Annotated in this window: 10 protein-coding genes; 4 read left to right on the top strand and 6 right to left on the bottom strand. The window is 69.5% G+C overall.

Annotated features, from left to right (window positions below):
* Nucleotides 1–146: 146 nt before the first annotated feature.
* The 4 genes from E8A74_RS35830 to E8A74_RS35815 all read right to left on the bottom strand — a co-directional run bounded on the left by E8A74_RS35830 (nucleotide 147) and on the right by E8A74_RS35815 (nucleotide 4113).
* Nucleotides 147–1271 carry a formylglycine-generating enzyme family protein gene (locus E8A74_RS35830; protein ID WP_136933588.1) on the bottom strand — a complete coding sequence of 375 codons (1125 nt, stop codon included), beginning with the start codon at nucleotides 1269–1271 and terminating at the stop codon, nucleotides 147–149.
* A gap of 351 nt (nucleotides 1272–1622) precedes the next feature.
* On the bottom strand, nucleotides 1623–2171 hold the full coding sequence (locus E8A74_RS35825; RefSeq protein ID WP_136933587.1) for a hypothetical protein: 549 nt from the start codon (nucleotides 2169–2171) through the stop codon (nucleotides 1623–1625).
* 26 nt (nucleotides 2172–2197) lie between these two features.
* A complete protein-coding gene (gene nth, locus E8A74_RS35820) occupies nucleotides 2198–2821 on the bottom strand; it encodes an endonuclease III (protein WP_136933586.1) in 624 nt (207 codons plus the stop codon).
* 89 nt (nucleotides 2822–2910) lie between these two features.
* Complete coding sequence (locus tag E8A74_RS35815; RefSeq protein WP_170229617.1) at nucleotides 2911–4113, bottom strand: exonuclease domain-containing protein; 1203 nt, start codon at nucleotides 4111–4113, stop codon at nucleotides 2911–2913.
* 162 nt (nucleotides 4114–4275) lie between these two features.
* On the opposite strand from E8A74_RS35815, the gene E8A74_RS35810 reads away from it, so the two are divergent.
* Genes E8A74_RS35810 through E8A74_RS35795 form a run of 4 tightly spaced genes read left to right on the top strand, consistent with a single transcriptional unit; the run spans nucleotide 4276 to nucleotide 8511 of the window.
* Nucleotides 4276–6327, top strand: a complete 2052-nt coding sequence (locus tag E8A74_RS35810; RefSeq protein ID WP_136933584.1) for a hypothetical protein — start codon at nucleotides 4276–4278, stop codon at nucleotides 6325–6327.
* Nucleotides 6324–6929: a hypothetical protein gene (locus E8A74_RS35805; RefSeq protein WP_136933583.1), complete on the top strand. Its 606-nt coding sequence runs from the start codon at nucleotides 6324–6326 to the stop codon at nucleotides 6927–6929. Before E8A74_RS35810 ends, E8A74_RS35805 begins: the two co-directional genes overlap by 4 nt.
* Before the next feature lie 8 nt (nucleotides 6930–6937).
* On the top strand, nucleotides 6938–8176 hold the full coding sequence (locus E8A74_RS35800) for a serine hydrolase domain-containing protein (protein WP_170229616.1): 1239 nt from the start codon (nucleotides 6938–6940) through the stop codon (nucleotides 8174–8176).
* Nucleotides 8173–8511, top strand: coding sequence for a hypothetical protein (locus E8A74_RS35795; RefSeq protein ID WP_136933581.1), 339 nt, complete (start codon nucleotides 8173–8175; stop codon nucleotides 8509–8511). The genes E8A74_RS35800 and E8A74_RS35795 overlap by 4 nt, the downstream gene beginning before the upstream one ends.
* A gap of 30 nt (nucleotides 8512–8541) precedes the next feature.
* On the opposite strand, the gene E8A74_RS35790 is transcribed toward E8A74_RS35795, so the two are convergent.
* Both E8A74_RS35790 and E8A74_RS35785 read right to left on the bottom strand, forming a co-directional pair.
* Nucleotides 8542–9885, bottom strand: coding sequence for a hypothetical protein (locus tag E8A74_RS35790; protein ID WP_170229615.1), 1344 nt, complete (start codon nucleotides 9883–9885; stop codon nucleotides 8542–8544).
* Between the two features lie 29 nt (nucleotides 9886–9914).
* The gene (locus E8A74_RS35785) at nucleotides 9915–11267 is read right to left on the bottom strand and encodes a M1 family metallopeptidase (RefSeq protein WP_170229614.1); all 1353 of its coding nucleotides are present in this window, start codon (nucleotides 11265–11267) and stop codon (nucleotides 9915–9917) included.
* Between the last annotated feature and the right edge of the window lie 34 nt (nucleotides 11268–11301).

The raw sequence follows: 11301 nt of genomic DNA, 5'->3' as shown, positions 1-11301 counted from the left end.
CGTCGGCCTGTTTGAAAAACTGCGCGGAGCGCAGTTTTTCAACCCTGGGTCCAGCGCCTCGCTGGTCCGGGGTCGAGGGGGCGGACAGCCCCCCGCGGGGTCCGGGGCAGCGCCCCGGCGCGACGGCCCAAGGAGAGACCGCGGCGTCAGCGCGGCGTCAGCGCGGCGTCCCGCTCCTTCGCGTTCCGCACGCAGCGAAACCCGAGCCCTGGCACCTTGTACGTCCAGATGGCGCCGCCTCGGAAGGCGGCGAGGATCCCGCGGCCGCTTCGGTTCCATCCTCCGCCGCGCACCACCCGCGTCCCGATGTTCGCTCGCTCGTGCACGGGGTCGACCTCGTCCTTGCCCGAATATGGCACGTAACTGTCGATCACCCATTCCCACACGTTCCCGGCGAGGTCGTGGATCGGCCCATCGGGCCAGATTTTATCCCCTTTGGGGTGCGCTCCTACCTTCGAGGGCCCGCCGCCGTGGCAACCGCTGTCGCCGCCTGGCGAGATCAGGATCGCCTGCGTGAAATCGGTGTGCTCGCACGTCGGCTCCTCCTCGCCCCAGGGCCATGAGCGGCCGTCGCCCCCCGTCGCCGCCCACTCCCATTGCGCCTCGGTCGGCAGCCGCTTGTCGTACTGCTCGCAATAGTATTTCGACATCGGATAATCGACCAGGTTCACCGGGTAGTCTGGCTTGTCGGGGTACGTGATCCATCGATCCGTCCGCTGCGGCGCTTTGCAGCCCTTCTCCTCGACGCATTTCTTCATGGCGCCTGCCGTCACCTCGGTCTGGTCCATGCAGAACGGCTTCGTCAGGACCACCTTGTGCGGCAGGTCCGCGCGCCCCTTGCCGTGATAGCCCGATTTGCGGTTGCCGAATCCGTAGGCCGACAGGTTCTTGCCCATCGTGAACCCCGCGGGCCCCGTCGCGGGCACGTACACCTCGCCCTTGGGACACGCCGGCGCGCATGCGCCTGCCTCGCAACGCTCGATGTCGAGGCACGTCTTCACGGCCTCCTGCGCGCGCCCCGTCCCGGCGCAACGCACCACGCTTTCGCCCTCGCAGGCGAGTGCCCCCTCCGCCTTCCCCGCGCAGGGCCCCTTCTCCTCGGGCGTGGCTGCCGCCGTCGCCGTCGTGGACGCGTCTGGCACATCGCCGCCGTCGATCGCTGGGGGCCCCGCGCCCGCGTCGTCCTTTCCGTTCCCGTCGCTCGGCTGCTGGGCGCAACCGGCGAGGGCGGCGAGGGCAGGGAGCCACAGGCGCATGCAGGGACGAATCACGCGGCGGAAGGTACCCCCTCGCCCCGCGCGATCGCAAACGTTCCGCGCCCGCAGTCACTCCCCCGCTCCCCGAGGTGATTCCCCCCCTCCGGAACGTCGACCCCCGTATCCGACTTCACATTCCCCCCCTCCCCGGAAGTGATCCCCCTGCTCCCGGAAGTGATCCCCCTGCTCCGGAACGTGATCCCCCGTGTCCGGTCTTACACCCCCCTGCTCCCGGGACGTGATCCCCCGGGGGGATCGTTCTCCGGAGCGGGGGGAGCCCTTGTTCGAGCGGGGGAATCCTGGTTTCCGCGCCCTGGGACCTCGGTCGTGGCGCCGGCGACCCTCGATCTTGGGTCCCGGCACACATCACGGGCCCGGGCAGTCGTCGGGGCAGGAGGCGGGCGTCTCGGGTCCGATGCAGGCGCCGTCGCCGCAGACGCTGCTCCCGAAGCACGACCCTTCGTGGCAGACCAGGATCGCGAGCGTGCAATCGAACGTCATCCACGACCCTCCGTCGGCCGCGCAGACCTTCGCGACGTTCCCCTCGCACATCTTCGTGTTCGGCTCGCAGACGGGCTCGCAATCCTCGGGGCAGGAGGCGAACGTCTCGCCGTCGCTGCATGCCCCGTCGCCGCACGGCTCGCTCGGCAAACACGCCCCGTCGCCACACGGCTCGCTCGGCAAACACGCCCCCTCGGCGCAGACGAGGCCCTCGGTCGCGCAATCGACGCTCTCCCGCGATTGCCCGTCGGCCGCGCACGTCTCCGCGACCGTGCCCTTGCAGGTCTTGCTGCTCGGCGTGCAGAGCGTCGGGCAGCTCGGCGCACACCCGTCCTGATCGCCGCGCGCGTCGTTGCCGCAGCCCACCCCGAGGACCACCAGCGCCGCCAAGACGACCGCCCCGAGACGGCCCACTCCGTCCCGTCCGCGTGGCCCCCGGCTCACACGTCGTTCCTCGGACACACGTCGGAGAACATGCAATCGCCGCATTGGGGCGCCTTGGCCGTGCACGTGTACCTCCCGTGCAGAACCATCGCCGGGCCGAACTTCGTCCAGCGCGCCTCGGGCACCATGTTCATGAGATCCCGCTCGATCGCCTCGGGTTTTGCCTGCGTCGTGAGCCCCATCCGCTGGCTCACGCGCGCCACGTGCGTGTCCACGATGATGCCCGAGGGAATGTCCCACGCATTGTTCAGCACCACGTTCGCCGTCTTCCGCGCGACCCCGCGCAGCGCCGTGAGCTCTGCCATCGTCTGTGGCACTTCGCCCCCATGCCGCTCGCAGAGCGCGCGGCACGTCTCCTGAACGGCCTTCGCCTTTTGCCGATAAGCGCCCGTCGGCTGCAAGATCTGCTCGAGCTCCTCCGTGTTCGCCTCGGCATAGTCCTTCGCCGTGCGGTATTTCGGGAAGAGCGTCTTCGTCACCTTGTTCACGCGCACGTCGGTGCATTGCGCGGCGAGGATCGTGGCGATGAGCAGCTCCAGCGGCGTCGTCCAATCAAGCTCGTAACGAGCGTCCGGGAACTTCGTCTGAAGCCGCTCGATCACCATCGACATCGAGACCATGCGAATGCCCTCCTCCCGTCCTCCGTGAGGACGAACCCGAGCCTACCCCAATCGAACGACCCTGGCGAGACCCGAATCTCACGGCTCGGTCATTGCTTGTCCGACAATCGCGCGAGCGCCAGGAACACCGGCACCGTGAGCACGCGGATCCCATAGGCCCGTGCCTTCTGGCTCTTCGCCGTGAGCGAATGCGGATCGTCGATCACCAGCACGTCGAGCTTTTTCGTGACGGACCCCTGCACGCGGAGCCCCGCCGCCACCGCCCGCGCTTCGAGCGCAGCCTTCGACGGCTCGCCGTCCCCGGAAAAACAGATCGACGTCTCCGGCCGGAGCGGCCGCGTCGATCCCGGCGAAGGCGCCGCCGCTCCGCTCCGCGCCGCCACGAGCGCCTGATCGGCCGAATCCGCGGGCAAACCGAGGAGCCGCGCGACCCGCGCGAGATCCGAGGCCCCGAGCCCCCCGCCGAGGTCCCCCGCGAGCGCCGCCCGCGCGACGCCCGTCAAATAAGCCCGATGCGCCGCGACGATATCCCCGCGCAAGAGCCCCGCAGCCTCGACGTGCCGCCGCGCGAGGTCCGCCTTTTCCTCGGTGACGCGCCGATCTTCGAGGATCTCGTCGAGCACCGAAAAATATCCCTCGACGCTCCCGTTCGAAGTCCCCTCGGGCAAACTCGCCGCCATCAACCCGAGCGGCGACGGCTCCGCCGAGGCCTGCGCCTCGCCCCGCGCGGCGATCCGCGACGGACCTTCGATCACCGGCCACGCCACGCCTGCCGCGATCGCCAGCTCCCTCTCGTACGACGTGCGCCAGAAGCCCGTCTTGTTCAGCCCCGCGAACACCCCCGCGGCCGCGCGCGCGTCGTCGAGCGCCCGGTGCTCGTGCCCGCCGTCGACGCCGAGGGCCTTGCAGCACGACGAGAGCCGATACTCCCCGAGGCCCGGCAAGACCCGCATCGCGAGCTCACGTGTGCACAGCCGCGGCGCGTCGGGCAACACGAGCCCGAGCCGACCGAGCTCCTCGGCGAGGAACGCGAGATCGAATTTCACGTTGTGCCCCACGAGCACCGCGCCTTCGAGGTAGTGCACGAGCTCGGCGAGCACCTCCGAAAACCGCGGCGCGCCCGCGAGATCCTCCGCGCCGAGCCCGTGGATGTGCGTCGCGCCCGGATTCCGCTCGGGGTTCACCAGCGTCGACAGCTCCCCGAGCACCCGGCCTTCCGCGTCCGTGCGCACGACGGCGACCTCGACGACCCGATCCGTCTTCCATCGCAGCCCGGTCGTCTCGACGTCCACCACCGCGAATCCATGGGGAAACGAAGCTCGTCGTTCAGCGCTATCCATCGCGATCCGGGCGACCCTAGCACCTCCGCGCGGGCGAGGATAGCGCCAGGAATGGCTCACCTTTCCGGGTTCCGCCCCGCGGACCTCCATGATATTCGCTGTCCAATCAGGGACATGCGGACCTCGCCCCTCCTCGCTGCCGCGCTCCTCGCCGCGCCCCTCGCCGCCGTGGGGTGCTCTTCCTGCGGGAAAAGCACCACGGGCCCCGCGCCCGAGGCGACGTCCTCCGCGGCGCCAGGCCCGGCCGATTCCGCCGTCGCGCCGCCCCCGAAGGCGAAGACGCCCGCGGCGAGCCGGCAAGGCAACGTCGTCGCGCGGAGCCCTGCCGAGGACATCCTCTACGTCGCCGACGAGGATGGAAGCGCCCTTCACCTCGTGCCGCTCCCGTTCGACAAGAAAAACCCCGTGACGACTGCGCCGCTCCCGGGCCGGCCCGCGCAGGTCGTGGCGCTCGACGGCGGCGAGGTGCTCGTCACGATCCGTGATCCGGGCTTGCTCCTCCTCATCCGGCCCGATCCGGCGGCGGTCCTCGTGGAAGCCGCGCGAATCGCCTTGCCCGCCGACGCCTGGGGCCTCGCGATCACGAAAGACGAGAAGACCGCGCTCGTCTCGTCCGCGTGGACGCACAAGGTCTCCGCCGTCGACCTCGAAACGAAAAAGGTCCGCTTCACCGTCGACGTCGCCCGCGAGCCCCGCGGCATCGCCATTCTCGGCGACGGCTCGCGCGCCTATGTGAGCCACCTCGTCGGCGCCCCCCTCACGCGGATCGACGGAATCGGCACAGTCAATCCCACGGTCAAGCGCGTCAGCCTCCCCGCCGCGCCGCTCCGCCTTCCGTACGAGACCACGCGCGCCGAGGACGCCTCCCTCGGGTATGCCCTCACGTTCTCCCCCGACGAACGCAGGCTTTACGTCGCGCGCCACGCGCTCGGCGCCACGGGCGTCAAGGTTTGGTATGGCATGCCCACCGTCGACGTCTTGCTCCCGCGCGACGATTCTCCGCTCGCGCCCTCGCGCAAGCCGCCCGCGGTCTTCGGGGCGCACATCAACGCGATCCCGGTCGAGGACCCGACCCTCGACCTCCCGCCCGGCGACATCGTCCAGCCACGCGCCATGGTGGTTCGCGCGACGACGCGCACCCTGCTCGTCCTCGGCGAGGGAAGCCTCACGTTGTCCGAGCTCGACGCGACGTCGATCGACCCCGCGGCGATGGTCGGGAAAAAGCACCCCCTGCACGACGAGGGGGCGACGGGCGGCGGCCCCGCGTGCGCCGCGCCGAGTGGCCTCGCGCTCTCCTCCGACGAGCGCAAAGCCTACGTCTTTTGCCGCTCCACGAATGTGCTCGCCGTCCTCACGTTCCCCGACCCCAAGGCCGACGTGAAATTCAGCGTCGTCCGCATTCCGCTCGGCAAGGGCCCCGACGACGCCCTCGTCGCCGAGGGACGCCGTCTCTTTTACGACGCCCAGGACCCCCTCGTGAGCGGCGGGCTCGGTTGCGCGGGTTGCCACCCCGAGGGCCGCGACGACGGGTTCACGTGGAGTGAGTTCGCCCCCGTGGAGGAGGGGGGGAACGCCACGTTCGCCGCGATGGGCGGCACCATCAACCTGAGTGCGGCCCGCCAAACGCCCATGCTCGCCGGCCGCGTCGCGGCCCAGGGCCCGTATGGCTGGCACGGCGAGAGCGAGACCCTCGTCGATCGCATCCTCGCGGGCTTTGCCCTTCATCGCTGGGACGAGCGGCACGTCGTCGACAAGCAGACAGCGCGCCCGCGGGCGCTCGCGATCGCCGCCTTCCTCCGCAGCGGTCTCGTCCCTCCGCCGCGCGAAAAGACCGAGCCCTCGGACGTGGAGAAGCGCGGCAAGGCCGTCTTCGAGAGCGCCGAGACCGGCTGCAAATCGTGCCATGCCGGGGCCGAGTTCACCGACCGGGTCCCCATGCCGCTGCCCCGCATGACGGTCCGCGCGGGGTACAGCGACGAAAAGGACAACAACAAATACAAGACCCCGTCGCTGCTCTTCGTCGGCGGCACGCCCCCGTATTTCCACGACGGCAGCTTCGCCACGCTCGAAGAGCTCATCGACAAGAACGACGACCGCATGGGCAAGACGAACCAGCTCTCCGCCGAGGACAAGGCCGCCCTCGTGGCCTATTTGAGGACGTTATGAAGCGCCGCTCGCTCCTCTCTGCCTTCGCCGCGATCACGCTCCTTTCGAGCGTCGCCTCGCCCGAGGACGTGCCCGACGCTGCGTTGCCCGAGGCCGGCGCCGCCACCGCCACGGACGACGCGGGCGCGGACGCGGCCGCGACGCCGCCCGCCGAGTCGCTCCCGTTCCTCGGCCCCGTACCGACCGAAAAATCGAAGCCGCCCACGGTCGCCGAGTGGAGCGCCGCCAAGAACCTCGAAGCGCCCCTCAGCTCGACCGCCTGCACCCTGCGCAGGGTGCGGGAATGGCTCCGCTTCCGCTGCGAGGTCCTGAACTCGAACAGCATCGACCTCGTCACGGGCAATTCGAACGACGTCTTTTTCTCCGTAAGACAAGGCGGCGGCGAATGCATCCATGATCCCGACCAGGGCGAGATCTGCTGGGACGCCCTCGAGACCGTCTTCCCGCTCCGCCGCGGCGATCGGCGCTTCTTCCAGATCACGCAACGGACCGGGGGGTATTACATTCCGGGCAGCGGGCCGATGGTTCGGACCTACGTCGTTCTCTCCGAAATGTGGGTCGAGGACGAGCCCGGCCCGATCGTCACGGTCTCCACCTGGTGAGCACGTTCATGCGCTCCTTTTGCGCCTCGCTCTTCGTCGGGCTTCTCGCCCTCGCGGGCTGCTCGTCCCCGGGCGCCGGGGATTCCACGCCCGTCGTCCTCCAGGGCCCGGCTCCGTTCCCCGTCAAACCTCGGACCGAATGGCCCACGCGGGCCTGGACCACGGCGGATCCCGCGTCCGTGGGCATTGATCCGGCCGCGCTGAAGAAGCTCGACGACTACCTCTTCGCGCGCCACGGCGACGACGTCGATCGCAAGGGACAACGCACGAATGCATTCGTCCTGGTGAAGGACGGCAAGCTCGTCTTCGAGCATTACGCCCGCGGCACCACGGCCGAGACGTCGCTGCTCACGTGGTCGGTGTCGAAGAGCTTCGTCAACACCCTGATCGGCGTCGCGGCCCTGGAAGGGCGCTTCAAGGTCGACGACCCCGCCGGCAAGTATTATTCGGCGCTCGGCCCGGACAAACAAAACGTCCGGCTCACCGACCTGCTCCGCATGAGCTCGGGGATCGACTGGAACGAGACCTACGAGGCGTCGCCGATCTTCTCCTCGGTCATGGCCATGCTCTACACGCGCGGCCAGGACGACATGCCTCGTTTCGTCGCCGGGCACGGTCTCGCCCATGCCCCGGGCACGCACTGGAGTTATTCGAGCGGCGACACGAACCTCCTGCTCGCGGCCTTGCGCGCCACGATGTCGGATGCGGAGTACGCCTCGTACCCGTGGAAGGCGCTCTTCGAGCCCCTCGGCATGACGAGCGCCCGCTTCGAGCGTGACGGCGCTGGCAACTTCGTCGGCTCCTCCTATCTCTACGCGAACGCCCGCGACCTCGCGAAATGGGGACTGCTCTACCTCGCCGACGGCGTATGGGACGGCAAGCGCCTCCTGCCGGAGGGCTGGGTCGCCTACACACTCACGATGGCCCCCGCGTACTTTACGACCGACGTCCCGCCGCCGTTATGGGAGGACAACCCCGGCGCCCAGGTCTACCTGAACGTCGGGGATCCCAAGCGGAACATCCCGCGCCCCTGGCCCGCCGCGCCGCCCGACACCTTCGCGGCCCTCGGCCACTGGGGCAAATCGATCTTCGTGATCCCCTCGCTCGACCTCGTCGCCGTGCGCATGGGCGACGATCGCGAGTATGGCTGCTCCGCCCACGTGCAAAAGAACTGCGTGCCCGATCGTGAAAAAGCCTTCACGAAGGGGTATTACCTCGAGCTGCTCTCCGGTCTGGTGAAGCGATGAAGCGGGCCAAGCGCATCCTGAAGATCGTAGGCTTGGGCCTCGGCGTGATCCTCGGCCTCGTCGCGCTCTTCGTCGCCTGGAACTGGAAGGCCCTCTCCGCGTTCCCGTCGCTGCCGGCGGGGTACGAGGCGAAAGAGCTCTGCTCCTGCCTCTTCGTCGAGGGCCGCCCGCAGCCGGATTGCGAGGGGTTCATCCGCCAGACCGTCGTCCCGATCGACGGCCGCGCCTTCGACATGGAGGGCAAGGCGGTCACCGTCACGGCGCTCTGGAACACGCGCCGCGCGCATTACGTCTCGGAGCGGTTCGGCTGCGTGATCGACGGGGCAGGCCGCTGAGGAAGACCTGACGTCAGGGGCTGCCCGGCTTCATTTGCCCTTGGGCGCGGCCGGCGGCGTCGCTTTCGCCCCGCACCCGAGCCGCATGGCGAACGATTTCGTCCCCGCCGTGTACACCACCCAAATTGTATTCGCGTCCGCCGCCGCTGCGTGCAATTCGAGCACCTGCCCCGGATAGGCCGCCACCTCTTGCGCTTCGATCGCCCCGCTCCCGCCGAGCGTCGCGATCTCCAGCACCTGCGGCGAGCCAGGCTCCTTCGCCTCGGGCCGCGCGTACACCACGATGGTCTCCCCGCACGCCGGCGCCGCCGCCACGGGCGCGACATCCATCCCGTTCGGGTACTCGAGCGTCTTGATCTTCGCCTTCCCGTTCCAGTCGACGAGAATGTCATGGAGGGCGAACCCTTTGTCCGTGGCGAGCGGCAAGAGCCCCGCCGCGGAGTTGCCGGCGCGGGCCCCCACGATCTCCGGGTACCCCTCGGGCGGGCCGCCCACGAACGCCACGTCGTCGGCCGCGAGCGCCGTCGTCTTTTCGCGAACCTCGAAGCGCCGCGCGTGCACCGGCGTCATCGCCGACCGCGCGTCGAGCCACATCGCGATCACCTGTCCCTCGCCGACCGGCACGAGCGAAATCGACGTCGCCCCCGAACCCTCGGGCGACAGATCCAGCACGCCGCCTCCTTCGACCCACAAGCGCCCGTGCCGCTCTGTATTCCGTGCATTCGGCGCCGCCAGGTACGCCACGGCGTCACGCCCGCCCGTGCGCAGCGCCGAAGGGCTCGTCCCCGGCACCGCGTCGTTCGCCACGACCTCCGGCGCGCCGAGTTTTCCCTCCGCGTCGAGCGCGCTCCGCACGAGCCCCGATCCTTCGACCCAGTACGTGTGCATCACGCCCGAGGCATCCTCGGCGACGGCCACCTTCCCGCGTGGCCATTTCCGCGCGCGCTCCGGCTCGCTCGGCCCGGGCGCGGGGCCGTCGGGCCCGAACAGGGTCACCTGCGCTGCATTGCCCGAGAGCCGCCAGACGATGCCCTTCGAGAAGACCGTCGCCGCTCCGCCCACCGCGATCGGCTTCTCCGGCCCGTCGATGAGGAACCGCGCGCCGGTCCTCGGCTTGCGCTTGTCCGTCGTGCCTCCGCCCGCGAGCGCGGCGGATCCCGCGGGCCCCGCGGATCCCGCGGGCGCGGCCGACCCCGCGGGCGCGTCGTCCGCGTCCGGACTCGCGCTCGGCGTCGCGAGCGGCTCGGCGCTCGCCGAAGGCGGCGCCTGCGACAACGGTTTGTCCTTTTTCGGGGGAGGGCGCCGGCACCCCGCGCCCGCGAGCGCGAGGGCCACGGACGTGAATCCCACGAGCGCCCTCTGCGCCAAACCCATTCTTGCCCTCCGGGGTGCGCGCTCGCGCTTCAAGGACAGACCTGCTCCGACGGCACCATCTCGCTGCGGAGCCAGGCCGTCGCGCAGGCCGTGGGGTCATACCCGCCCACCGATTTGATGATGTCGAGCAGGTCCTGGAAATGCGCCGCCTTCCCCTTGTGTTTCAGGAAAAACGCCTTGAGCGACGGGTCGAGCTTCGCCTTGCCCATCTTCGCCTCCAGCGCGCGGAAGAAAAACGCGCCTTTCATGTAGGCGATGTCCCCGAAGAGCTGATCCTTCAGGAGATCGACCACGCCGCAGCCCTCGGGCCAGGCGATCTTCGGCGCGGTTCCGGCCATCGCCGTGTTCAGGCGTGTCGTGTAATGGGACCAGACCTTCATGCCCTCGTCCGCGCCCATCACCTCCGTGATCGCCCGCGCTTCGAGGTAACTCACGGTGCCCTCGGAGAGCACGAAATCCTCCCAGCACGCGGGGCGCACGCCATCGCCGAACCATCCGTGCGCCGCCTCGTGCGCCTGGATCCACGGGTCACCCATGGCGATCGTCGAGACGTGCCAGAGCGGGTGGTGCTCCATGCCGCCGTAGGCGCCCGGCCCCCAGTCCACCGCAATGGCGCCCGCCTCGCCGCCGAACGGATATCCGCCGAGCATCGTCTCGTAAAAGTTCATCACGTCGACCAGCACGGCCGTTCCTTTTTGCGCGTCCGTCCCGCCGCCTGGCAGGTAATAGGCCACGAGGTTCGTCCCCTGGAACGTCTTGCCCACGTCGAGCTTCGTGTAGCTCCCCGTCGCCCAGGCGATCTGGTAGGACGGCGCGTCGATGCCGATCGCGGGCGGATGCAACGTGGTCATGCCTTGGGGCGTGCCCGTGACCGTGAGTTCGAACGTCGTCCCGTCCGCCGGGTCCGAATGGCACGGGAAGAGATTGCCGCAGAAGTAGGGCCAGACGAGCGTCGAGCCTTTCGCCATGAGCCCCTCGAACTGCGCTTGCTCCTTGAACGTGTAATCGACCGTGATCTGCGCGGAGCCCAGGGACTTGGGTACGCCGACGTCGAGCTGGCCCTGTGCGAGCGTCCATTTCAGCGGACCTTCGGCGCGCGACACGCCCTGGATTTCGAGCCCCGCCGCCTCGAACGACGCGCCCGTGTCCTCCAGCGAGCCCGCGAGATCGAGCACCGCGGTCCCGGTCATCGTCGACAGATCCACGGTGAGCGCCGTCCTCTGGATGTTCCGGTCGAGGTTGGCCGACGGCTCGGGGGGCGGCTCGATCGGCGTCCCCGTGCTGTTCGACGTGTTCCCTTCGCCTTCGTCCTTGGCGCAGCCGAGGGCCGCGAGGGCCACAAACCCGATCCCGACGAGCCTCGCGTGTCGACCGATCCGCATGTGTTGCCTCCGTGCGAGCATGGGATGATCCACG

It is taken from the genome of Polyangium fumosum (assembly GCF_005144585.1).
Classification (GTDB): Bacteria; Myxococcota_A; Polyangia; order Polyangiales; family Polyangiaceae; genus Polyangium; species Polyangium fumosum.
The sequence above is the reverse complement of the archived record's forward strand: the minus strand, read 5'-3'. Positions and strand labels throughout refer to the sequence as shown.

Coding starts and splice junctions, on each gene's coding strand:
- E8A74_RS35785 (WP_170229614.1), bottom strand. CDS start 11,267: ATGCGGATCGGTCGACACGCGAGGCTCGTCGGGATCGGGTTTGTGGCC.
- E8A74_RS35805 (WP_136933583.1), top strand. CDS start 6,324: ATGAAGCGCCGCTCGCTCCTCTCTGCCTTCGCCGCGATCACGCTCCTT.
- E8A74_RS35790 (WP_170229615.1), bottom strand. CDS start 9,885: ATGGGTTTGGCGCAGAGGGCGCTCGTGGGATTCACGTCCGTGGCCCTC.
- E8A74_RS35810 (WP_136933584.1), top strand. CDS start 4,276: ATGCGGACCTCGCCCCTCCTCGCTGCCGCGCTCCTCGCCGCGCCCCTC.
- E8A74_RS35800 (WP_170229616.1), top strand. CDS start 6,938: ATGCGCTCCTTTTGCGCCTCGCTCTTCGTCGGGCTTCTCGCCCTCGCG.
- E8A74_RS35795 (WP_136933581.1), top strand. CDS start 8,173: ATGAAGCGGGCCAAGCGCATCCTGAAGATCGTAGGCTTGGGCCTCGGC.
- nth (WP_136933586.1), bottom strand. CDS start 2,821: ATGGTCTCGATGTCGATGGTGATCGAGCGGCTTCAGACGAAGTTCCCG.